The organism is Paenibacillus sp. FSL H7-0331 (genome assembly GCF_001956045.1).
The window spans coordinates 45,993-71,149 of sequence record NZ_MRTH01000010.1; the positions used below are offsets into that span (position 1 = coordinate 45,993).

18 protein-coding genes are annotated in these 25,157 nt (G+C 45.8%); 5 read left to right on the plus strand and 13 right to left on the minus strand.

Annotated elements, in window-relative coordinates:
• Positions 1–120: 120 nt before the first annotated feature.
• The 10 genes from BK127_RS16290 to BK127_RS16335 all read right to left on the minus strand — a co-directional run bounded on the left by BK127_RS16290 (position 121) and on the right by BK127_RS16335 (position 15,862).
• Entirely contained in the window at positions 121–4,620 is a 4,500-nt protein-coding gene (locus tag BK127_RS16290) for a golvesin C-terminal-like domain-containing protein (RefSeq protein ID WP_179097508.1), read from the minus strand.
• A gap of 271 nt (positions 4,621–4,891) precedes the next feature.
• A complete protein-coding gene (locus tag BK127_RS16295; protein ID WP_076232018.1) occupies positions 4,892–6,100 on the minus strand; it encodes an SGNH/GDSL hydrolase family protein in 1,209 nt (402 codons plus the stop codon).
• A 21-nt stretch (positions 6,101–6,121) separates the two neighbouring features.
• The gene (locus tag BK127_RS16300) at positions 6,122–7,747 is read right to left on the minus strand and encodes a response regulator transcription factor (RefSeq protein ID WP_256711342.1); all 1,626 of its coding nucleotides are present in this window, start codon (positions 7,745–7,747) and stop codon (positions 6,122–6,124) included.
• Complete coding sequence (locus tag BK127_RS16305; RefSeq protein WP_076232021.1) at positions 7,744–9,483, minus strand: cache domain-containing sensor histidine kinase; 1,740 nt, start codon at positions 9,481–9,483, stop codon at positions 7,744–7,746. The genes BK127_RS16300 and BK127_RS16305 overlap by 4 nt, the downstream gene beginning before the upstream one ends.
• Before the next feature lie 89 nt (positions 9,484–9,572).
• Positions 9,573–11,159, minus strand: coding sequence for an extracellular solute-binding protein (locus BK127_RS16310; RefSeq protein WP_076232024.1), 1,587 nt, complete (start codon positions 11,157–11,159; stop codon positions 9,573–9,575).
• Positions 11,160–11,225: 66 nt separating this feature from the next.
• Complete coding sequence (locus BK127_RS16315) at positions 11,226–12,095, minus strand: carbohydrate ABC transporter permease (RefSeq protein WP_076232026.1); 870 nt, start codon at positions 12,093–12,095, stop codon at positions 11,226–11,228.
• Between the two features lie 13 nt (positions 12,096–12,108).
• On the minus strand, positions 12,109–13,056 hold the full coding sequence (locus BK127_RS16320; RefSeq protein ID WP_076232029.1) for an ABC transporter permease: 948 nt from the start codon (positions 13,054–13,056) through the stop codon (positions 12,109–12,111).
• Between the two features lie 251 nt (positions 13,057–13,307).
• Entirely contained in the window at positions 13,308–13,844 is a 537-nt protein-coding gene (locus tag BK127_RS16325) for a chromate transporter (RefSeq protein ID WP_076232032.1), read from the minus strand.
• A gap of 29 nt (positions 13,845–13,873) precedes the next feature.
• Positions 13,874–14,530 (minus strand): chromate transporter, encoded by a 657-nt coding sequence (locus BK127_RS16330; protein ID WP_076232034.1) that lies wholly within the window; start codon positions 14,528–14,530, stop codon positions 13,874–13,876.
• 168 nt (positions 14,531–14,698) lie between these two features.
• Positions 14,699–15,862: a glycosyltransferase family 4 protein gene (locus BK127_RS16335; RefSeq protein WP_076232037.1), complete on the minus strand. Its 1,164-nt coding sequence runs from the start codon at positions 15,860–15,862 to the stop codon at positions 14,699–14,701.
• Between the two features lie 197 nt (positions 15,863–16,059).
• On the opposite strand from BK127_RS16335, the gene BK127_RS16340 reads away from it, so the two are divergent.
• Positions 16,060–17,271 (plus strand): aspartate aminotransferase family protein, encoded by a 1,212-nt coding sequence (locus BK127_RS16340; RefSeq protein WP_076232040.1) that lies wholly within the window; start codon positions 16,060–16,062, stop codon positions 17,269–17,271.
• Between the two features lie 147 nt (positions 17,272–17,418).
• Positions 17,419–18,567, plus strand: a complete 1,149-nt coding sequence (locus tag BK127_RS16345) for a YheC/YheD family endospore coat-associated protein (RefSeq protein ID WP_179097509.1) — start codon at positions 17,419–17,421, stop codon at positions 18,565–18,567.
• A gap of 139 nt (positions 18,568–18,706) precedes the next feature.
• Here BK127_RS16345 and BK127_RS16350 read toward each other — a convergent pair whose 3' ends face one another.
• A complete protein-coding gene (locus BK127_RS16350) occupies positions 18,707–18,958 on the minus strand; it encodes a hypothetical protein (RefSeq protein ID WP_076232045.1) in 252 nt (83 codons plus the stop codon).
• A 233-nt stretch (positions 18,959–19,191) separates the two neighbouring features.
• Between BK127_RS16350 and BK127_RS16355 the strand changes: the two genes are divergently transcribed.
• Positions 19,192–21,156: a glycoside hydrolase family 127 protein gene (locus BK127_RS16355; protein ID WP_076232047.1), complete on the plus strand. Its 1,965-nt coding sequence runs from the start codon at positions 19,192–19,194 to the stop codon at positions 21,154–21,156.
• Positions 21,157–21,236: 80 nt separating this feature from the next.
• On the opposite strand, the gene BK127_RS16360 is transcribed toward BK127_RS16355, so the two are convergent.
• The gene (locus tag BK127_RS16360) at positions 21,237–22,019 is read right to left on the minus strand and encodes an AraC family transcriptional regulator (protein ID WP_076232050.1); all 783 of its coding nucleotides are present in this window, start codon (positions 22,017–22,019) and stop codon (positions 21,237–21,239) included.
• A gap of 166 nt (positions 22,020–22,185) precedes the next feature.
• Between BK127_RS16360 and pyk the strand changes: the two genes are divergently transcribed.
• Both pyk and BK127_RS16370 read left to right on the plus strand, forming a co-directional pair.
• Positions 22,186–23,607, plus strand: coding sequence for a pyruvate kinase (gene pyk, locus BK127_RS16365; protein WP_076232052.1), 1,422 nt, complete (start codon positions 22,186–22,188; stop codon positions 23,605–23,607).
• Between the two features lie 238 nt (positions 23,608–23,845).
• Positions 23,846–24,142: a DUF3817 domain-containing protein gene (locus tag BK127_RS16370; RefSeq protein ID WP_076232055.1), complete on the plus strand. Its 297-nt coding sequence runs from the start codon at positions 23,846–23,848 to the stop codon at positions 24,140–24,142.
• Positions 24,143–24,237: 95 nt separating this feature from the next.
• On the opposite strand, the gene BK127_RS16375 is transcribed toward BK127_RS16370, so the two are convergent.
• Positions 24,238–25,149 (minus strand): acyl-ACP desaturase, encoded by a 912-nt coding sequence (locus BK127_RS16375; protein WP_076232057.1) that lies wholly within the window; start codon positions 25,147–25,149, stop codon positions 24,238–24,240.
• Positions 25,150–25,157: the final 8 nt, after the last annotated feature.

Sequence of the window (25,157 nt, forward strand, 5' to 3'; positions counted from 1 at the left end):
GCCGTTTGCTGTAGTGAGTTCTATAAACATATCCAAAACCTTGTAAATGACAAAGCCCTCTGGATCCAAGTAATGATCCGGAGGGCTGATTTATTTTGCAGCTTATAAATTGGGTTATAATTACGGACTGACGGAATGCCTTTCGAACTTGACTGCGTCAGCCCTCGTATAGATCATATTGGCAGGAAGGGTTGGCGGATCTACCGTTGTCGGGGTCTCCCTGGTTAAACGAACATACTCGCTGCCGTCTCCAGTAAAGTCGAATGTTCCGAGATTGACCCAACCCGACGAGCCAACTGTCGCATCGATATACGTGGCTTCAGTAACCGACTGATGCTTCACTTCCACTTTAACATGATTATCATTTGCCGTAGTGTGGACGAGCTTATAAATGGAGACGGTGTACCTCCCCTCTGGAAACTGTGCCTTCCATGTCGCCGATGATCCTTGGACCGTAGAGTAACGGGACTTAACACCAATTTTGTATCCGGCTAAATTGCTTTGGCTCCAAGACCCTTCCGTGGCGTATAATCCAGCCGTATTCGTACTGTCGACAATAACCGTCAGGTCCCTGATGGATATGGTTAATGGCGTTGTCGTTAAGGTCACTCCGTCAATCGTTACGGTGGCCCAAACCGTGATGTGATCCGTTTCACCATCGAGGTGTTGGAGGGTCAGCACACCATTACTGTCCACTTCAGCCAGATCGTTCCTGTCGACGTAATAGTGCATGTTGGCATTTCCCAGATTACCAATCAAGCCGTTGTACAGATAGCCGGTTACGGTCAGCTGAGCGGTTCGAGTCATCTGCAGTTCGCTCCGATTCGACATAATGGCTACCGACTCCAATGGCGGCATCTTATTATTGTTCACCCACATGACAGCATCGGCAACTACCTGTGAGTTGTTGGCCTTGTTGGTTAGTTCGACATACCCGCTATGGCCTGAGGCAAAAGGATAGGCTCCCAGAAACACCCATGACCCGTTGCCCGTTGTCTCATCAACCGTAACCGTCTCAGAACCTCCACTGTAATAAACCTTAAATGAGGCATTCGTTGACCAATTTTCGTTCGTCGCTGTTATTTGAGGAAGCTTGGAATACACGCTATAAGTTACGGTTTCCGGCAGCTCCGGTCGCCAGACCATCCTGCTGGTCGCTGTTCCGGCAGTCGATTTCGCATAAGCATAGTTATCGTAATAATAGGTATTAGCCGTTGAATCACGTATCCAGACACCTTCTGTCTCTGCCTCAGCATTATCCACAATGATAGATGATCCCTGCTGCCACTCCGGTTGAGACGGAGTTACCGTTACCTGATCAGGCAGGTATAACGTCCGCGTACGGGTGTGCTTGTCCTCTGACTCTACATAATAGGTGAACGTTTGGGACATGTCGTTTACCCTAATCGACCATTCCATCGGATATATCGTATCTGGAACGGTAGTGTATGTGGCCCCTCCATTCAACGAGTAATGGAGCGTCGCTGGTTTGGTCGTTTTTGCCTGCACGTAAGCGTCATAGGACGTTTCGTCGGGCTTGACGATTAGCATGCCTTTAACTGCGTCTATCGGACTGTGGATATCGAAGAAATAGCTTGCACTCGATGTATCGGCAGTTCTGGTCTGGTGCAGCGGCACATTAATATCGAGCCCCTCCACAATAATCGCGGTTATTCCTCTGCTTGAAACCGTAGCATTAATAATTCCATTTCGCATAACCCCTTGCTCTGGTGTGCCATTATCGCGGATGATGGTTACTGCATAATCTTGTGCCGGATTGAACCCGATGATTTGCGGATTCAATTGGATTGGAGTCTGTACTTCAGCGTTGGATTCATTACTCAATCCGATGTAGAACTTATTTCCGCTCTCCCCCGTTATCCAGTTTAATTGAGGATGGTTGGTCTGAATGATCCCCTTGGGCATCCAGAGCCAAACGTTGGAATTGCCATAAAAGGTGCCTGGTTTATGACCGTAGAGGTGATATTTGAACCACAAAAAATTAGTCTCGAATACGGAAGGAAATGCAATCTTCCCATTCGATTTCAGCGATTGCTCGCTGATCAGATAATCCATCGTTTGCCCGAGCTGCGCCGGCATATGGTGATAATAAATCGATGTAGCCCCGCTTGGACCCTCCAGAGGAAAATCCGGTTCGAGTTGACTAACGGCGAAACCCTTGTAGTAGTAGCCCGGATAGCTGGAATAGCGTCCGATTACCGCATTATGAGCGATATCCTGCAGCAGCTTATCGCCTGTATACAGCGACAACCTCAGCATGAACGGAGCCTCCTGCGCATTCATCCGATAAAATCCCGAAGTACTTCCCGCCTCAAAAGTCAGCCCGCTCTGTGAAACAAGCCAACTGTCCACTTGTACGCCTCCGGCCACATCCTCCGGGAGCTTATCTCTGGGATAATCATACTTGCCACTTTCCGGCCAATGGAACGACTCCGCGTAATTATACGTATTCGGTTGAGGGATCGTAACGGTACCTCCAGGGACCGGACGTGTAACGAACATGGTAGCGTACTGTTTGGCTTCCTTGTACGCGGAGTTCAAGTATTTGGGATCTTTCGTTTCCTCGTAAAGCTCCAAAATCTCCATCCACAGCTTGCTATAATAATAGATAAACTCATTTTTACTCACATTTACGGACTCAGGGGTATCGATATTTTGAGCGATATAGTTATCTGCTGCAGTTTTGGCAGCCTGTAAATACTGCGCATCACCAGTCATACGATACATCATCAGGGGTTGAATGACAGGACCCCTGTCTTTCTGGTCGGGATTGCGGAAACGGTACTCCTCCAGCCCCAGCTCTTGAATGCTTGCTGACCCGCCCATCATTTGATAAACAGCAGCTATGGTGGAAACATCGAACGGCAAGGTCGCCATTTTCCATAATGACGGCACGCCGTATACTGGCTTCTGCGTCGGCGACCAACCGATACCATTTCGGGATACTCCGTACTGGATGGAAGGCAGCGCCCGCGTATCGTAAAGCTGGTCGTCTCCGGTCAAATAGTACGCCCCCAGAAGCACGGCATTCGACGTTGTTCGAACGCTATCCTCGTTCTCAATATCAATGAAGCCCTTGGCCCGGCTCCACCAGCCGCTGGGTGACGGAACATAATCAACTGAATCGTCGCCCTGCGGCTGCATCTTGATCAAATCAATCATATTGAACATCGCATCGGTAAGCGACTGACTGGCAACATTTTTTCGGTATGCGGAATAACCATATTCGCTGCGTATAATATCCTCGTAGGCCTCATATAAACTACTTTTTTGTGCGATCAACCCGATATGGAACTGATATTTGCTTTCTGCAGTCATTCTCGAATAATTCCCTACCTGAGGAGCATACAGGATCGGCTGAACGCTGCCTTCATTGTTGACAAGACTCATACCAAGCCGTTGATTGGTAACGCCTCCTGTAGGTTCAAATTCGAGCGGAAGCTCTGCGGACGGTACAAATACCCCGTATGAAACAGCATTCTCCGTGCCCTTATTCTTTTCAACCAGACTCATTGGAGCAGTCAGCTCCCTTAATCCTGTTGATTCCACGGAACCTATCATTTTTGCATGCGACCTGAAACCGTTTAACACTTCATTTACGTCAGAGATTAACTCCGCTGTGAAAGATTGATATCCGATTACATAATTCCCATCCCGGCGAGGGGTAAAAGCGAAGGAAACTTCAGGTTTGTTCGCTGACATGGACCAGTTCACTTGCAAATCGTAATCGCTTCCATGCAAAGAGTCGGTTAATACCGCAGTATGGCTATTTGGAAAATCGATACTGTCGAATGTAATCCAGCGCTTGTTCATCGTATCATAGTAATTGGCTTGACTCCCCGCATTCCCATCCAATAAAACCCATTGTTCCTCAAGTCTCTCAGGCACATTATTGACTGGGACCCAGTTCCCTGATCCCTCGTCCTTGTAGAACAAATCACGAACGATCGATTTGCCATCCTCCCAGGCTGCTTCATAGAAGGTCGCCTTATAGCTTGCGTTTTCTATGCTGCCTTTTTCCGTATAACTGAGGTTCGTCAAAGTGCGGCTGCGTAGAGGAGGCAACGGTGGAGCCTGCTGCTTGATGTTCCCTTCGAATTTGACAGCATCAGCCCGTGTAATGATAGTGCCGGTCGTAGGTTGAATTCGGGTAAGTCTGACAAATTCGGTATCTTTACCGTTGAATTCATACTCACCCAAATCGACCCATCCGACAGCCGGGCCTGACGAAGGCCTCAGATCCATAAATATGACATCCGTAATCCCGTTGTGAATAATTTCAATTTTTACATTACTGTCTGCTTTATCCGCCCAATTAAGCTTATTAAACGATATTCTCGCCATACCTGATTCTAATCGCGGATTCCAGGTCATGCTTCTGTTCACAGCATCCGTATATTTGGAACTGGAATTATTATACCCCTTCACCCCCGTACTTGTGGACCAATTTGGAGCCGAGAAGCCGGTATTGGTGTTATAAACATCTGCGGTGACGACACTATCGATCGTCAGGCTTCCATCATCAACGATAAATGTCTTATACGGTAAGATTTCTGCAATAACAGTCTTGATCCCGAGCAGGTTTACAGGAAATATCATAGTCATGATGAGAACTATTAAAAAAAACGGTTTGCTTCTTATCATAAATTTCACATCCTCCCCATGATCTGCTTTCAAACTATACGAATGTCAACGAATGAATGGGCGGTTCCAACGATTGATAGCGCTTTCACAAAAGCCTCCTTTGTTCGAATTTTCGTGACGAAGCCATTATAGGTCTGGCTGGTCTCTCCGTCTTTGTTAGCCTGGCATGCGTGGTCCCAATTGCTTTGGGGGACATCCACTCGTATGGAAGTAGCATTTGTGCCGACTATAATGGCGGCTGTACCAGCAGCAGTCTTCCAAGCTGAATCACTGTTTGCTTGTACCAATCCGGATGCTGCCGAACATGCTCAAGGCTTCGTTCATTGCCGCTTGCCTCAAACACTGCCGCTTTGTCTGTCTTATCGGAATCAATCTCGAAGCGAACCGTATGCTTCCCATTCGGAAGCTCCGGCAAATAAACATACTGATTCCTATTATGATCGTTATACAGTGTAAATCGATCAACGAGGAAGGGTTTTCCCCCATCCACCGTCACCTTCAGTCTGCCGGAATTCGGTCCCCCGATATCGAATAGCCCGATGTGAGTGCCTGTGAACTGCACCGTGAGCGCTTCTCCCGGGTCGACTGCCCGCCATATGCCGGGAAATAACCAATTGTATTCACGGACCAAGTCTGAATCATCAGGCATCATATACGACCACCCTGCCGAAAAATGGGCATGGCTATCCAACGGCAGCATAGCGGCATACTCCCAAGGATTGCCCGGGACCAAAAGCTCCTGAGGCCAGTTATGTTCAAATTTTGGCAAACCGCCTCGAAGCTCGCGAATTTTCTCAAACGACCGGGTGATCGTATTCGAGTAAATCCGGTGCCCGTCTGGAATTGTAGGATGAATCGAATCATGCGTAAAAACAACTGCTCCAGAAATGGGCTCGTCTGCCCCAGAGGTAAAGATGAGCTTGCCCTCTGACACCAAATGGCTGACAGCTATGCCCAAATGAATCGAAGGAATACCGTAATACTCGGCCACTTCCTCCTGCATAATAGCTCCCTTCTGGTATTGCCCGGCCTGAAATCCGGCGACGTCCCGCTCCTTCAACGTATATACAAACAGGATATCGATAAAACGACTCCGCTTGCGGATTTGACGCACGATTCCTTCGATCCGCATCTTGGACTCGGAAACACCTCCGTCGTTTCCAACAAATTCGACAAACACCAGGTCAGGCTGATGCCGCAGTACATCCATCTCCAAACGTGCACAACCTAAATCCGATCCCGTTCCAGAAATGCCTGCATTTATACAGCGGATATCCGCCTTGGGATATTGCTCACGAAGCCATTCCGCCGTCATGACCCGATATCCTTCAGATCGGGTATTGCTGCCGCCAAAATAAACTATGGTCACCGCATCCCCATTTTCCAACTTATGAATTACATTAGGAAGCCCTCTTCTTGGGAATAATTCCTTCATCGCCAATTCACCTAACCTCACTTATTTGGATTCATATCTTGTCATTTTCATTCGATATTGCTTGGGTGTATCCCCGGTATATTCCTTAAACAGCTTACAAAAATAACCTTCATTCACAATTCCTACTTCTTCACACAATTCCAATAAAGAATAATCCTGAACATTTAACAGCTCAAGTGACATTTGAATTTTTTTGCGATTGATGTAACTGATAACCCCTTCGTTCATTGTTTTTTTGAATAGGCTGCTGAAATACGATGGAGCTAAATTCACATCCTCGGCAATAGCCTCCAACGTTAGACGCTGTTTCAGATTTTTGTCTATAAACCGCATGGCTCTCATGATTTCTGCACGATGCCTAAGTTGGCCAGCGTGTACATATTCGAATGTGAAATCGCCAATATACGCAAGCTGCTCCCGAAATGTCATAAATTCTACGGGAAACTCTTCTACATCTGCGGTTATAGTGCTCGCCGATTTAAATTTTGCTGTTATGTCTCTGTACAAGTCTCGAAGCATAGGCGCCATAATGGACTTATGAATTTTGTTCTCCATAACAAATTGGTTTAAAGCAGCTAATTCTTTGTCCAGCACTTCCTTGGAAACCCTCCTGTGCAGCCGTCCGAGAAAATCAGCCGTTTTCTGTTGAAAGTCCTCCTTTCTTTTATTATCATAATGGAACCTGTTCGCAGGCGTTTTGACTACTTTCTCTGCATGATAATAGAAATCCTCACTCCCATTTTCTGCTTCCGTGTAAGCTTTTTTGATGGATTCCCAGCCTCGGTGCGGATGTCCAAAAGCTACGGATACCATTTGATTCAAATATTGATTCAGATGGTGCACGATCTGACTGCCCAACGTTTGGCAAGCGTATTCCGTATCCTTGTCACTGCGGGTATTTTCCCAGGAAAGAAAGCCAATAAATCGATTATCGGACAGATCTACAGCTACTCCCATTCCAACATTCATCACCGTCTCTTCGATGACATTAGTAATCGCATATTTCAAGATGCTTTGATCAACCGCCGAATATTCATTTCGGAAGCTTTCATACAGATTCATTTCAACAATAAAGCAACAGTAGTTCGCTTGAAAAAAATGGAACTGCATACGATTGGCGAAATCCGTTGCCCGATGCGTTGGTATCTCCCCTCTGATCAATTCGTTAAAAAATTGTTTGCGCACCCTATATTTATTTTCAAGCACGGATACGTTTAAAGATTGTAATTCCTCTTCTTTTTTCTTAAGCTCATCCCAAATTCCGGCTGCCTTATTCAAAGCTCGCTCTAAATCAGCTTCCCTTAACGGAACCTTAACAATGTATTCCAAAACATTGGCATGGATAGCTCTCTGTGCATATTCAAAAGAAGAATAGGCGGTCAAAAGAATGTATTGGGTACGCGGCAGCTCCGGCTTTAACTGCTCGATCATGGAAATTCCATCCATTTGCGGCATGACAATATCGGATATCACGATATCCGGTTTGAGCCTTAGACACTCCTCTATCCCCTTCATACCGTTATTCGCTTTTCCGACTAAACGGAATTTATGTTCCTTATTGGATAGCGCTTTAAAAAACAGCTCCAATCTTTGAATAATCAGATCTTCATCGTCAACGATGAGGCAGGTATAGGCTCTCACAATCATGCATCTCCTTTAAATAGACCTGCCGGGAATACGGCACGGACACGGGTTATTTCCTTCGGTATGCTTATGATGTTCAGCCCGAACTGTTCCCCGTAATGCAGCCTTATTCGACCATGAATATTGTTCAACCCGATTCTTTTTCTCTTTACTTCCAGATCACTCCATTCAGAATTTAAAATATGCTTGATCGTATCCGCTGGAATGCCCTCTCCTTGATCAATGACTTCGATCACGACGTTAGTATCCGCCCTATAAGCATGAATAGTAATGGAACCTTCGATTCCTCCGCCGTTGTAACCATGGAAGATGCTGTTTTCCACCATGGGCTGCAGTAGCATTCGAAAAACCGGAAAATCCATCAGGCCTTCTTCAATGTTCTCCACTAACTTGAAATACCGATTATACCGAATGTTCTGGATCGCGATATAGTCCGATACATTATGTAATTCCTGACGCAATGAAACCTTCTCCGACGCCTCCGCTATTCCGTATTCCAATAAAGAAATGAGGGACCCGATCACCACATCCACCTTCTCTAATTGTCCAAGATGGATGACATTGCTTATCGAGCCGAGCGTGTTATACAGAAAATGCGGGTTTATTTGAGATTGCAGCACTTGGATTTCCAACTTCCGCTCCTGTTCATTATGAAGCTCCGATCCTCGGATCAACTCTACAATTTGCTGCAGCATACGGTCGAAGGCTCGCGAAAGATCGCCGAATTCATCGTTACGGTTAATAGAAATGCTAGTTGTCAGATCGCCTTGCTCCACCTTTTTCATTTTTAATTTGAGAGCATGGAGCGGATTCCTAATATATTTGGCAATAAAAAAAGAAATAAACAGACTTAATAGCAAGCCTCCAGCCAGAAGCCAGATATAATAGGTTTCCAACCTGGCCAATGCAGCTTCCATCCGCGATTCATCGTTAATCGAGATGATGAACCAATTGAATTTCTCGGTCGGCTTCTTCAGAATGGAGACCGGTACCCCTTCTTTTCTATGCAGCTGAAGGCTTGTTCCAGTAGTATCAAGAATCTGTTGCGCTGAGGTTTTCCCAATTGAAAAAGTATGATCCTGCACATCCAGAGGTCCGGTATGCTCCGAAAATCCGGCAATAATTTGACCCGAAGCGGTAATAAGTGCTAGATTCATGTGCTCTTGTTTATTAATCTTGAATAAGGTCTCCTCAATCGCTTTAAGATCCAAGTCTACAGCAATGGCCATAGGGTCCGGAGAACCGTTCAGATATCGGACCATCGTAACCGTCCAGCCGGAATATTTCGATAAATAAGGCTCGCTGACAATCGTAGTCAATCTGTTCGTGCTTGCCGCAGCAAACATAGGCATTCGATCCGCCAGAGGCTCATCAAAGATCCGCGTAGGCGTACTTCCGCCAATGATGGATAAATCATCCCTAATCAGGTAGATGTTATTGACATAATTACTATTGAGCTCATACAGCTCCCTTAATTGCTTTTTTATTACTTCCGGACGGTTTATGTTTGCTTTCACCGAGGTTTCGATCGAGAACAGGATCGTCTGAAAAGACGAGAAATTAACCGTTAAATACTGGTCGACCTTGTCTAGGATTTGGTTTGAGAAATAGATGTCGTTCGTTCTTATTTCCTTTTGGACATATCGGTAGGACAATTGGCTAATCAAAATAATGCAGCTTAATACAAATGCAAAGCATATTAAAAATAATTTCATCGGCAAGCTAATTCTTCTTCGCATCGGTCATCTTCCTTATGAATCTGTATGAAACTAAGAATAGCATAGAACGACATAGAGAGGGACAATGACTTTCCACTGACTTCCTTTATTTACTTAATTATGCCTGCATCTTTAAATTGCTTGATTGCGCTGTCTTTATATTTTTGCATGTCAAACTTGGTATCCAACGTTTTGAGAAATTGATCCCAATTGGAAAGAGGGTCTTTGCCCGTCATAAATTTGACCAAGCTCTCATTAATAAAACGCGTGCGATCAGCTGACAATGTATCGCTCAAGTCTGCCGTCAATAAATTTCCGGGCAACGGATCTAGTACATATTTCTGGTTATTCGTAAAAGCTTCTGCCGTCTTTGGATTCTTGAAGCTAAAATACTCGGTATCATCCCCTCGGCGCGGCATCCTATAATGATCGACCCACAGGTATTTTTCTTTCAATTCTTTCGTTAAATCGGGGGTTTTGTTTTTAACCTTGCCGTCCATCAGATCCCAATGAATCCCTTTGATTCCGTATGCGAAATGAGGATATGCTTCCTTGTCTGTAAAGAGATATTCCAGCAAGGACAGGATGCGAATGATTTTGTCCTTGTCGGCTTTTTTGGAAATAGCCCATGAATTGCCTTGGAACGATTTTCTCTCCAATATTTCATCGCCATAAGGCCCTTTCATCGGTGGAATGACAATCCATTCCGGTACCTCTCCGCCGATTTCTTTCATTTTTTGCTGGGCATCCGGCTCCAGCCTGCGGGCATCTCTTACCATGAAGCCGACCTTACCCTTATATAGCTTTTGGTCCAACAAATCGGGTGTATTCATCGTCACCCAGTCCGGATCCACAACTTTGGCTTCCATCATTTTATTAATGTAGGCGAGTGCCTCTTTCATTTTGGGTTCGATAAACAGGAAGACCGGTTTATTGTCTTTCACTTCAATGGCAGAAGGGGGATTGACGCCAAACATCCACATCAAACTATCAAAGCCATAGGTTTGCAGATTGCCTTCTTTATTCATACCGCCGATGAAACCGTACGTATCGCTCTTGCCGTTTCCATCCGGATCTTTCTCTGTAAAGGCTCTCATTACTTCGAACAGCTCATCAGGAGTTGTTGGCACTTTCATATTCAGTTTTTTCAGCCAGTCGTTGCGGATAAAGAGGCTTCGACTGATACCGTTCACATTATCATAGCCGGGAACCGCAATCGTTTTTCCCTGATAGAACATCGCATCCCAGGAATCTTTACCAAAACGCTGCTTTAGTTTGGGAAATTGCTCCAGGTACGGGGTCAAATCCGCCAGCACACCTTGGTCATAATATTGAGCGAGATCAGCACGGCTCTTCAAGAAGAGCAAATCCGGGATATCTCCGCCGGCAATTAGCGTATTCAATTTGGTCGTTGCTTGCCCGGATTGAGGAATAATCATGTTCAAGTCAATATTCATTGCATTTTCCAGCATTTGGCGTTGAATATCTTCTTCACGAGGAGGAAGCGGAGCAGCAGCGTTGAATGTGCCTTGGTTAAACATCGAGATTTTTATTTTGTTGGCAAACTGGCTAGCCTGGCCTTGAGAGATGCCCGATACTGCTGGAATAACTTCTTTATCTTCCCCACATCCTGATAATATCGCTCCCAACCCCATGATGGATGCCAAAATAGTATATGTAATCTTTGTATGTTGCATATGGACCTCTCCTTTTGCTTTTATACGATCACGATTTTCCTGTAATACCTATACGGGGATTGCCTTTTAACCTTTAATCGATCCCATGAGCACACCTTTGGTAAAATGCTTTTGCATAAAGGGATAAACAATCAAAATCGGAACCGTAGTCACAACTACAGCAGCCATTTGCACAGCGAACTTGCTAACCGTTCCGGAATTGGCGAGTGAATCAGCGCTTTGTGTTGCCACGTTAAGCAGGATGTTTCGCAAGACGACTTGAAGAGGCATTAAATTCGTATTATTCAAATAAACGATAGCATCGAAATAACTGTTCCAATGCCCAACTGCGTAAAATAAGGATATCGTAGCAAGGACAGGTAAGGATAGAGGTAAAATGATTTTCCATAATGCTTGAAGTTCACTTGCACCGTCTACTCTCGCCGATTCCTCGATTTCTGCAGGTAATTGCTCGAAAAAGCCTTTAATGATCACCAGATTAAATGCACTAATGAGCTGTGGAATAATCAATACCCACGGACTGTCCAGCAATCCCAGAGAGCGAATTAATAAGTAAGTGGGGATTAAGCCTCCCCCAAACATCATGGTAAAAACAATGAATAATAAAAATGGGCTGCGCCCAGGCAAATATTTTTTGGATAATGGGTAAGCCGCTATCACCGTAAAAAACACATTAAGCGCTGTACCCACTACCGTTCGAAACAACGTAATTTTATACGCCTGCCCGATACCATGAGAAATAAATACTTCTTTATAGGCTAATAAAGTAAAGGATTCTGGTATAAGTACAATTCCTCTTCTTAATACTTCCGATTCTGGAGTGACGGAAACAGCAACCACATATAAAAAGGGAAGTAAGCAAATAACAGATAGCAAAATAAGAATAAAATAAACGGCTGCTTGCCATACTTTTTCCCCAAATGTCAGATTGATCATATTGAAAACCACCTCACCAAATTTGCCCATCGAATTTTTTGGCGAGCTTATTCGTTACCAAAACTAAACCAAATCCGATGACAGCTTTAAACAATCCTACAGCAGTAGCCAAACCAATCTTAAGACGCTCCAGCCCTTCACGATATACCCATGTGTCTATAATATCGATCTTCTCCTGATTAAAGGTGTTGGCAAACATGAATATTTGATCAAAACCAGCGTCCAGAATATGGCTTAATTTAAGAATCAGCATCAGAATAATGACTCCTCGAATACCGGGTAATGTAACATGCCATAACTGTCTCCACTTGGAAGCACCATCCATCCTTGCCGCTTCATATAAGCTCGGATCGATTCCTGCTAATGCTGCAAGGTACAATATCGCTCCCCATCCGATGTCCTTCCATATTTCAGATAAGATGATTAGCAGCCGACCCCAGCCTGGTTCACTCAAGAAGGAGACGGGTTGGAAGCCATTTTCCTTCAATATCATGTTAACAAGTCCATCTCCCGGAGCTAATAATGCCACCATCATTCCATAAACAATGACCCATGATAAAAAGTGGGGCAAATACGTAATCGTTTGTACGATTTTCTTAAACCATTGGACATAAACTTCATTGAGCAGCAAAGCAAGTAAGATCGGAGCGGAGAAGCCGAACAATAGCTTGTACAGCGATATGATTATCGTATTTCTCATAATATCCCAGAAATAAACCCCGTTCATAAAATCCTTGAAATTTTTCAATCCCACCCACGGGCTATCCCATAACCCCAAGGCCATGTTGTAGTTTTTGAAAGCAATAATAATTCCCGCCATAGGTATGTATTTGAATAGGGCAAAGTATAGTAATGCCGGGAGTAAAAGAGCATACATCACTTTATATCTTCGGATTGTGCTTATCAAAGATTTCCACTTTGAGAGGAGGGGGAAAGCGCCCGCTGCCAATTTCATTTGCATACCATCACCTCTGCTTTATTTATATATTTATACTAACATCTCCATATCGTCTAAATTTCTGTAATTTCAAGAATTTCTTATAAGATCTTAAGTAAACAAAAAAAGGCTGAGCAGAGTATTATTTCTGCCCAACCTTTTTATGCTTTTCATCCATTGCTACATGTGTGTGGCTTACTTTCACTATTACCTGCTGTTTTTACAGTAAGATTTGACGAACAGTCCTCTCAGCTTGTACTGCTGCATACTGTCTTTTACATAAAAAAAGCAATCCCCATCAACGCCGAAACCGACAATACGACAAGCGGATGCAGGTGATACTTCATCGTTCCAATCATCGCAAAAATAAAAATCAGCAGTGCAGCCAGTGTATGTCCATTGATCCCAAGCAGTGGTTGTCCGTTCGTGCCTACTCGATACGCCGCATAGACGATAAGCGCTGCCACCATCGGTTTCAAGCCATAAAAGATCATGGACAACAAGCGTTCCCGACCTACCTTAAAAAAGAACACCGCCAGAGCAATAATGATAATAAATGAAGGTAAAATCATTCCGATTGTTGCCGCAGCCGCTCCCGGAATCCCGGCAACCTTGTACCCGATCAGCACAGCACTGTTCGTTGCAATCGGACCCGGCGCCATACCGGCCAAGGTTACAGCTTGGGCAAAATCAACGGAGGTCATCCACTGCTGGGATAAAGCCTCCCGTTCAATCACACTTAATATGGCGTAACCGCCGCCAAACGATACAAGCCCTATTTTGAAAAAAGTAACCAATAATGTCCACAGCATGAACGCTGCCCCTCCCTTCTGTCATCCGACTAAATACCATCGCCCCAAATATATTGGCCAGCTTGGATCGGACCGGGTACAGGTGCAGTTCTTCCGCCAGTCTTCGTTGGTGGAGGTACATCCTTGAGCTTTTCTTTCATTTTAAATATCCAAATACCCGCAATCGTTCCGATCAGCAGCAGCAAAGCGGGATGGATCGAGGTAAACAGCAGCGCGGCCAGTGCACCAGCTACGATAATCAGTGTCGATTTGTCATGAACCGCTGACTTTAGCATTCTCCAGCCAGCAACCGCAATGAAAGCGACGACGGCCGAATGAATGCCTTCAAAAGCAGCCGAAGCCTTCACAGAGTCCTCCACGGTAGTGTAACCAATTGCCAGCGCCATCATAATTATAAAGGTCGGTAGTCCGATACCTATAATGGCTGCAATGGCTCCCCTGAGTCCAGCAACTCGATACCCAATGATCGTAGCCGCATTCACACCAATGCCACCTGGAGCCGATCCGGCAATCGACAAAGCACCGCTTATTTCTTCCTCGTCCATCCATTTACGCTGTTCAACAACTTCTTTCTCAATAGCTGGAATCATCGCATAGCCGCCGCCGAAAGAGATTGGACTGATTTTGCAAAAGGACCAAAAAATTTGCCCTAATACAGTTGTCATATTCTGCTCATTGTTAGTCATGTCGCAGCATCCCCTGTCTTTAGCTTCTATATTCATTATACAACACTTAATTTCTTTTTGGAATAAACTCTTGTATAAAAGTTTCTTCCGCATTTAAAAAGATCCGGTTATATAACGAATAATCGTCTATAAAGAGGGGAATACTCTGAATTGCATAGGGACTTTATTTCATTTTACATTTAATTGCTCTCTATAAAATTTCAGCCATCTTTCTGCTGTTCGTTCCCACGTGAATTGCTCGTGAACCTTGCGTACACTCGCTTCGCCCAAAGCTTGACTCCATTCCGGATGTGTTAATAGCCTGACAATAGAGGGAGCCAGATCGTATTTTAATCGCACAGGGCTAATACTTAAGCCGGTCCGCTCATGGTCGATAATTTCTTTCATTCCTCCGACATGTGTCGCCACGACTGGAACACCCGAGGCCATTGCCTCTACGTTCACCAATCCAAAAGCTTCATTTTTCCCTGAAGGCACCACAAGCACATCTGCCAGACGAAACCAATCGGCAATACCCGTGTGCGGCACATATGGGATGAATCGGATAGAAGCCTTCAGTTTTGCAGCCATACGCTTAAGCCCTCTGGCATAGGAGGTCGTCCTTCGGGAACTGTAAAAAGCGCTCCCAACTACAAATACAACTGTATTAGGTACCCGCTTCACAACATCCGGCATGGCTTCCAACAAATGATGAACCCCTTTCATCCGAAGTAAACGCCCTACATATAAGATGACCTTTTTATCCCCCAAACCAAGCTGATCCAGCGTTTCCTGTCTTCGAGCCGCTCCGTGTGTTGACCAACGGGAAGTAAATTGTTCCGTATCTACCCCGAGGTAGTTCACCCGTATTTTCCTTCGGGTACTCGGTGCTTTTTGGATAAGCTGCTCCTTCATAAACCGGCTATTGACCACGATATAATCAGCAGCTTTCAGACAGCTTTGCAGTTCCACACGACTAATATGAGGACTCGAAATGTAAGTAGTCGAATGCAAAACAAGGCAAATTACCGCCTGTGGATACCGCTTACGTAAGTAACGTACAAACCGGGGACGGTTCTCTACCTGCATTAGAGCTGGACGAAGTCCTTTCAACCTTTGGCTAACTTCCGATATATAGCCAACCGGAGAACGGGCTGGCACCCGAATATATTGGACTCCATCCAGCATCTCTGTATGGGGCATATCCGGACTTTCCTTGCCAAAAATGACTGGACACACTTCGGTTGTCACACGACGTGCTACCTGCTCGACCACAAGCTCGACCGAGCTGCTCGTCGCACAAGGCACTACGAATGACCCGGGTGTAATGATCGCAATGACAGGTACCTTCATGGGAAACCTCCTATTAAAATTTTACTTTTGTAAAATCAGCTTCTTAAGCACTGGCCAGCTTCAATTTACACCAGTATATTCATCGCTTTTAACCTCGGGCACGGCAGCGTAGTCATCACGCATGGATGACGATTTATTTATTGTATATTTATGCATTTATAAGTATAATAATTCATTATTGAGAAGGAGTGATATGTATGGGTATTCAAACTGAACTGGAAACTGCCACTTTACTGGCAGCAGCAAGCACCTCGATTTTATCAACCGCAGTAAGGCCCGAGCTTGTGATGGAGCGCGGACAAGGTATGTATTTATGGGATACGGATGGCAAGCGGTATCTGGATTTTGTCGGAGGATGGGCAGTTACATGTCTGGGTCATTCTCCCGCAGTTATTCAAGAAGCCTTGGCACAGCAATCGGCTGCACTGGTTCATTCCAGCCCCTCCTTCTACAACAAACCGATGATTCAGTTTGCCAAGCTTTTAACCGACGGAACCGGTTATGACAGAGCTTTCTTTACGAGCAGCGGCGCTGAAGCCAATGAAGGTGCCATCAAGCTTGCCAGAAAACACGGCTCGATTCATCTTGGCGGTGCTTTTGAAATTATTACTACGGTTAATGGTTTTCATGGACGTACGCTGGCTACGATGTCGGCAACAGGCAAGAAGCAGTGGGAACCTCTTTTCGCACCCAAAATACCGGGCTTCAAGCATGTCCCCTTGAATGATCTCGATGCTTGTCTGGCTGCAATCAATCCTAATACGTGTGCTATTATGCTGGAGCTGGTTCAAGGTGAGGGGGGCGTCCATGAGGCTGAGGTGGAATATGTGCAGCAGCTTCGTAAAATTTGCGATGACTCCGGCATCATGCTGATCTTTGATGAGATACAAACCGGATTCGGTCGAACAGGCAAGCTGTTTGCTTATGAGCATTATGGGGTTCAAGCGGATGTGATGACATTGGGCAAAGGCATAGGTGGCGGATTTCCGCTTTCGGCTATGTTGACTAAAGAAGCCTTTAATATTTTTGATGTCGGGGATCAAGGTGGGACCTACACTGGACAGCCGCTCGCTATGGCGGTGGGGCTAGCCGTCGTCAATGAGCTGATTCGCCTGGAGCTTCCTCATCATGCAGAACAACAGGGCCGTTACATCGTCGAACGACTGCATCAAATCGAGGATAAGTATAACCTGAAGCACATTCGTGGCAAGGGATTGCTGCTAGCCTTTGACCTACCGAAGCCAGTTGGTGCCGAATTGGTTGCAGCATGCTTGCAGGCAGGTCTGCTGATCAACGCTCCCAATTCGTTAACCATTCGTTTAATGCCGCCTTTAGTTGTGTCCGCAACAGACATTGACGTTATGTTTGATCTGCTTTGTGATGCTTTGGATGGCATTTTTAGAACCTAGTCACCATAAGGGAGGGACTCGTCAAATTCCACTTTATTCCTACAGCACCTGTCCATAACGGGTCTGTCCGCGTACACATACACTAAGGGGAAACTCAAATCATCGGAGGGAGTGGATACCATGCCCTATCCCTGTGTGGGCATTCTCGTGAATGATAAGCTGCATCGCAGCATCCCCTTAGGCAAAACCAAATATGAAGCCGTACACTTGTATGTGAAGGCAGGCGCCAAATATGGATTTACCCCCTGCTTTTTCCGAATAGACGATTTAGAACCGGGTGCACAAACCGTTAATGCTTACGTCATGCACAGCGGACAATTTATTCGCAAAATCGTACCCGTACCTGAGGTCATTCACAATCGTGCGATTTATAACGGGCGCAAACAATTTAGGCAAATTAACTCCTGGATCAAGGAAGGCAAACAGCTGTTTAACCAATGGAACCGTTACGGAAAGTTGTATGTTCAAGATGTATTGATGAAAGACCCGAGCCTGCGCCCGCACATACCAGCCACATACGACGCAAGCATAAGCCATATCCACATGATGATGAAGCTGTATAATGATTTGATTATTAAACCGAACAAAAGCAGTGTCGGACGTGGGGTCATGAAGCTGGAAAAAACGGTTCGAGGCTGGAAGCTCACGTATCCCGCATCATTAAGTATTCACAATAGAACGTGGCGTACGCTGACTTTTCAAGGCAATCGACTGCCACTCCTGCTCCGAAGCAGACTGCAGCGGGCACGCTATATCGTACAACAACGACTACCTCTCGCTACTTTCGGGGGACAGCCTTTTGACCTGCGTGTCTCCGTGCAGCGTGGAGCTATGGGACAGTGGCAGGTTACAGGGATTGTGGCGAAGGTCGCTTCCAAGCGATGTTTTCTAACCAATGTTGCACAAGGTGGAACTGTTTACAGACTGGAGCCTATTCTTATCGCAGAATATCCGCACCTACAGCCGAAAGCAGTAATCAAAGGCATTGAGCAGTTTTCACTGCAGGTGGCAGAGCATTTGGGCAACCATCTGCCGCATATGGCCGATCTCGGACTTGATGTCGGAATTACGATAGAAGGCTTTCCGATGCTAATCGAATGCAATGGCAAAGACCAACGCTACAGCTTTCGTGAAGCCGGCATGCTGCAGGAGTGGAAAGCAACCTATGACAATCCAATGGCTTATGCACGATATTTACTGGATTGTAGTTCGGCGAAAGCTAAGGAAGAGCTGCAGAAAACAAGTCAGCCAGCCAGATGTTTAGAGGCTATCGAAGTCAGGAGCCCATCTTGCTAATGCTGTCAGCTCTCCCGTAAAAACATAAAGACACGGAAATCGAGTCATAAACTGCATTGACTGATTTCCGTGTCTTGCTTTGATCGTTCATAATCAGGAGCTGATTACATAGGTTTTGGTAGTTCACTTTCTCTGTTTCTTATTGAATAACTATCCCCAGCGCTGCTGCTCTTCTCAGCGTATCCTCGGTAAACTTGTTCTTTTTATATTTCTTCTCGATCTCTTCCTTGGTAAGCGGTACCCATCTGAAATCCTTGTTCATATAAATCATCACTTTATGGCCCCAATCCACATGGATCGTACGGTTGGTCACCTTTTTAATATGGCCAATCTTGGAAACCGCGAAGCCGATCGTATCGATACAATATTTATCCAGCAAATTGTTGTTCAAATCTGTCTCTCCCCTTCAAGTTAAGAACCTCGTGTAACCTATTCTCCAACATAATAAAATTCGATATTTCCTTTCAAAATCCTGCCGTTCCTTTTCCAATCCTAGATAGTCGGTTTTTTCCACCTATTCTGATGAATCGTCCACTGACAGCAAGACGCCCTATTGATATCCTAATGGTATTACTATTGTTCTTTATTCACAAATCAATTCATTTAACAAGGAGTGAAATTTCATTGTCAACGATCAATGAAGCTGTCAACATTCGTAAAATTACACCTGTTCCATTAAAAAGAGTTTCTATCGATGGGGGCTTCTGGTTGCAGCAACAAGAAACTAACCGTAACATCACCCTGCAAATTCAATATGAACAATGCCTGTTAACGGGCAGACTGAATGCCTGGAAGCTAGACTGGAAGCAGGGTGACGCCAATCAGCCACATCGGTTCTGGGACTCGGATATCGCCAAATGGATTGAGGCGGCGGCCTACAGCCTGACTACTCACCCTGATGACGAATTGGAGCGTCAGGTGGATGACGCTATCGATCTGATCGCTGCGGCACAGCAGGAGGACGGCTATTTGAATATTTTTTATACCGTCGTCGAGCCGCACAATCGTTGGAAGGATTTAAAGGACGGACACGAGTTATATTGCGCAGGACACTTGATGGAAGCGGCTGTTGCTTATTTTGAAGCGACGGGTAAACGGCTGCTGTTGGATGTCATGTGCCGATATGCAGACTACATCGACATGGTATTTGGTCCCGGTGAAGGTCAAATCCGTGGTTATGACGGTCATCCTGAAATCGAGCTTGCTCTTGTCAAATTGTACCGGACAACCGGGGAGCAGCGTTATTTAGAGCTATGTCATTTTTTTGTCGACGAACGTGGCCAACAGCCTCACTTCTTTGATCAGGAAGCCGCGAGCCGGGGCAAGCAGCCTTCACGAACCGGATATGCTCCCTACGATCATTACCAGGCACATCTTCCTATCAGGGAACAGCGTACGGTGGAAGGTCACTCCGTTCGAGCGGTATATTTGTACAGTGGAGTGGCCGATCTGGCGGCCGAAATCAAGGATTCTTCGCTATATGAAGCTTGTGAGCAGCTGTGGAACCATATGGTTGAAAAGCGGATGTACATTACCGGGGGTATAGGATCGACTGATCATTACGAACGATTTACTTATGATTACGACTTACCCAACGATACCGCTTATGCTGAAACGTGCGCCTCGATCGGATTGATATTTTGGGCTCATCGGATGGCACTGCAGAGTGGAGACAGCCGCTATATGGACGAACTGGAGCGCGCCTTATACAACGGTACGATCAGCGGGGTGTCGCAGAACGGAAGCCGTTTCTTTTACGCCAACCATCTGGAGGTACTACCTGCCGCCCATCATTTCAACACATTGAAATTCAACAAAACTGCGGTTGCCGAGCAGCGACAGGAGTGGTTCGGCTGCTCCTGCTGCCCGCCTAATATCGCAAGGTTGATTGCTTCGCTTGGGCAGTATATGTACGCTGAAGGAAACGATGAGGCTATCGTTCACCTGTACGGTGAAAGCCGTGCCAGCTTGAATATCGGAAGCCAACACGTTGAGATTCAACAGCAAACCAACTACCCATGGGATGAAACGGTATCCATCCAGGTATCACCCGAGCGAGCAGCTGAATTTTCCATCAGCCTGCGTCTGCCTGGCTGGTGCCGCAAAGCTCTGGTCAAGGTTAATGGCCAATCGATAGATTGTATTCCCCTTATGCATAAAGGTTATATACGGCTTACTCGCACATGGTCACCCGATGATCGGATTGAGCTCATTCTGCAGATGCCCGTCGAAGCTGTTGAGGCTCACCCCGAGGTCCGCGCCAATGCAGGCAGGATCGCGCTGCAGCGTGGCCCGATCGTCTATTGCCTGGAGGAAACCGATAACAGCACCAATTTACGAGATATGACAGTGTCATTAGATGAAATGCCGCAAGCTCGTCATGAGGCTTCCCTGCTAAGCGGCATTACCATCCTCGAAGGTACCGCAAGCCGCTCCACGCTTCAGAATTGGGAGGGGAAATTGTATCAACGCGCCGTGGCAGCACAAGATGATGAAGCCAAGGAGCTTGTTACATTCCGAGCTGTTCCTTACTATGCATGGGGCAATCGTACACCTGGGGAAATGTTGGTATGGGTCGGGAAGAAATAACGGTCAGCAAGCGTTGAACGCTGTCACAGACAGCCCATTCGACGCTTGTTTGTTTATCTGGAGCAGAGGCTGATCTTCCTTTAATGAACGGGAATATCCCTGTCTTTGATATATTGGGCAGGCGGCTTGCCGGTTTCTCTTTTGAATACGCGATGGAAATAAGATGGATCACAATAACCCAAATAATCGGATATATCACCGATGGTTCTTTGGGAATGACTTAGCAAATAGACAGCCGTTTTAACGCGCATCGCATGAACATAACCCCCGATCGTCTGACCGGTAACCTCGCTGAATACCGCAGCCGCATAATTCGGGCTTTTTCCTATGACTTCACTCAACTCTTCCTTGGTTACCTTCTCACGATAATGATTCTGGATATAGCCTTTCATCAGGCTGGTATGCTTTTCCTTCAGAGCTGAAGGACGCCCCTCATCGACTTCCCGGTTCAGGTGGGTCAGAATCTCCTGCACTAACGCCCCGCACATCGATTCATAATAGGCCAGCCGTTCACTCCACTCCTGCTGCAGCACCCGAAATCGCTGGTGCAGTAGTTCATATTTACCTGTTTTCCATATACAATACTTCGGGTTATGTACCAACGGCAGCAGCGGAGCCGCAGAGCTTTGAAAGCACACAACATATTTCTCGTGCGTAACCGTGGGTATACACTTGCCATAATACGTCATATTACTGGGTATGAAGAGCAGATCACCTTTTTCCAGCAGTACCTTCTCTCCCTCGAGCCAGTACACACATTTGCCATAGCTGACCATAATCAAGGCGTGATGATTAGCCCCATGCTCATACTCCTCAAACCAGCTTGTTCCTGCGTCCAGCCGAACAGACTTGATAACAACCATTGCTGCACCTCCATTCTCTTGAAAAACGTTAAATTCCATCTCACAGCACTCGAGCCGTAATTGACTTAAGATACTATTATACAAATACGATACTATTATTCATAGTCTAATCCAATAATATTGCCTACAATAAGTCCAATCAAGTAGAAATAAAGGAGTGCTAACAATGACACATCGCAAAACGAAAATCATGTGTACCATGGGACCTGCCTGTGATTCCGTCGATATGCTGAAGAAACTGATTCAGGCTGGTATGAGCGCAGCCCGGATGAATATGGCACACGGAGATCTGGACGAGCATAAGGGAAGAATCGATAGAGTCAGACAAGCTGCCAAGGAACTGGGCGCAACCGTTGCTATATTAATGGATATTAAAGGACCGGAAATTCGTACAGGACTGCTTCAGGAATCGTCGTATGAGCTGAAGACCGATGCCAGCCTCACTTTAACGACTGAACAGATTCAAGGGGATGCCAGCCGTATCTCAGTTTCCTATCAGGATCTGACCCGAGACGTCAAACCAGGCTCCCGGATTCTGATTGATGATGGATTGATCGAGCTTCAGGTCGAAACCATTGAAGGTACCGAAATCCACTGCCGCATTCTTAACGGTGGTTTGATCAAATCGCGCAAGGGTGTCAACCTGCCCGGAATCCATACCTCGCTGCCCGGTGTTACCGAGCGTGATATTATGCATATTGAATTCGGTATCGAGCAGGATATCGACATTATCGCAGCTTCCTTCGTACGTAAAGCCAGCGACATTCTTGAAATTCGGGAGCTGTTGGAAAAACGCGGAGCGTCCCACATTCAGATCATTTCCAAGATTGAAAATCAGGAGGGTGTCGATAACCTGGATGCAATTCTGGAGGTATCGGATGGTTTAATGGTAGCCCGTGGTGACCTTGGGGTCGAAATTCCGGTCGAGGATGTACCTATTATCCAAAAACAGATGATTCAAAAAGGCAATGCAGTAGGCAAACCGATCATTACGGCTACCCATATGCTGGATTCGATGCAATACAATCCGCGTCCGACAAGAGCCGAAGCCAGTGACGTGGCCAATGCCGTATATGATGGTACCGATGTCCTGATGTTGTCTGGGGAAACTGCCGCTGGAAAGTATCCACTGGAATCCGTTCGCATGATGGCCTCCATTGCAGCCAATATCGAAGAGGTTCTGCCTTATAAGGATATGCTTCGGGTGAAAGCCGCTCAACAGAAAGCTACGATCACCGAAGTTATCAGCCAGTCTGCCGTTAGCTCCTCACTCGATCTGGATGCCAAAGCGATTGTAGTTTCGACCAGTACCGGATTCAGCGCACGGATGGTAGCCAAATACCGTCCACAATCACCTATTATCGCTGTCACTGCAAGTGAACGCGTGCAGCGCCGCCTTTGCTTATGCTGGGGAGTCATTCCTGTATCAGGCAGAGAGGTCGTTTCTACAGATGACATGTTTGAATCAGCTATCCACAGCGCTCTACAAAGTGGAATTGTCGCAACAGGAGATCTGGTTGTCGTGTCCGCCGGGGTTCCAGTCGGCGAAGCAGGCTCAACCAATTTGATTAAAATTCAGCACATTTAAATCATTACATGAAAATAGCGCCCTTCACCTACGCACGGTAGAGTAAGGGCGCTATTGTTCATTGTACTTTATGCAGCTTGGACTATGCCTTCGTTTCCATTTTCAGTTAAATAAGCATTGTTAATTAAACTTATCGTTGGAATTCATATTATTTTCACATTCATCTTATGCATGGCGTGATTTATCCACTAAAATGGAGATGTATGCTCACCATTATGTTAGAAAGTAGGCGTTCCTATTGTCAAAGCTGTCCCTTTCCTTGTTGAAGATTATCGGTTATGCAGAGGGCATATCCTTCCTCGTCATCCTCTTTATCGCAATGCCTATCAAATACTTCACCGATTTCTACAATCCTGTTCCCATTGTCGGTATGCTGCATGGCGTTTTATTCGTAATTTTTTGCGTTGCGATTGTTTTCGCGGCCATTATGAATCGTTGGTCCATCCTCCGTGTGTTAGGTGCGTTTTTATCGGCATTTATCCCTTTTGGTCCTTTTATCTTGGAATCCCGTTTACGCAAGGATAAACTTGCATAATCTATGCCTATTTTTACATTTCGGGATGTACAGCAGCTCCGTGCGGAACCACACAACAAATAAGCATAAGCCCCATGGCGGGACTTATGCTTATTTTAACTGATCCCTTTGGCTGCCAGCCGCTGGCTGATCCTCTGCAGCTTCACATGATATTGCAGCAAATCCTGCTTGGCGTTTTCCGCGTCAGCCCGGCTTGGCTGCAGCTTCGCAATCGCCCAGAATTGGATCAAATAATCGAAAACCTGATTAAAATACGATACCGGACCATAGTTAGCTTCCTTGGCAATCACGTCCATCCGTTCCTTGAATGATGGCATCGAAGTGCCCGGCATGGCAAAGCTCGTCATCGCTTTATGAATGTAATACACAAAGTTGTGATCCACCCCCAGATACCCCTTCACCGCATCCCGATAAAAAGCAAAATGTAGCGTTTCATCCTTGGCAATCCTTCTCAGCAGCTTAGCCAAATACGGATCATGAGGGCCTGCAGCCTTCGCTACATTATTGTAGAACACCATCGTCGCAAGCTCCTGAATCGCTGTATACACCATCGTTTCCATAGCTGTATCAAAATCAGGAACAAATCCGCCCTCCACCACCGTTTTGCGGAGCTGGTGCAGCTCGTGCGGGTCCGCATTGCGGGTAATGATCAGGTAGGTTTCCAGCAAGTTGGAATGCTGATCCTCTTCTGACACCCAGGTGTGAACAAAATCCTGAAGCACCTTCAGCGAACCCTTAAACGTTGTGGCCAAGTGATGATAAAAAAATGGCAGGTTGACCTCAGTCAAAAGTGAGGTCTCAACAGCAAGATAAATAGGCAGGGGCAGCTTTCTTTGCTCAATTGACCATGGCTCTGTGATGAAGGAGCGACCTAATTCCCAAGGTATAAATTCATGATAACTCCAATCTATTTCAGAGGCACGTTTACGGTGCAATGCATATAGTTCGGTTAAATATGGCTCTAGTTTGGGACTAAAAACATCAAGCTTATAGTTTTCTAATGGCATTTGGGTGT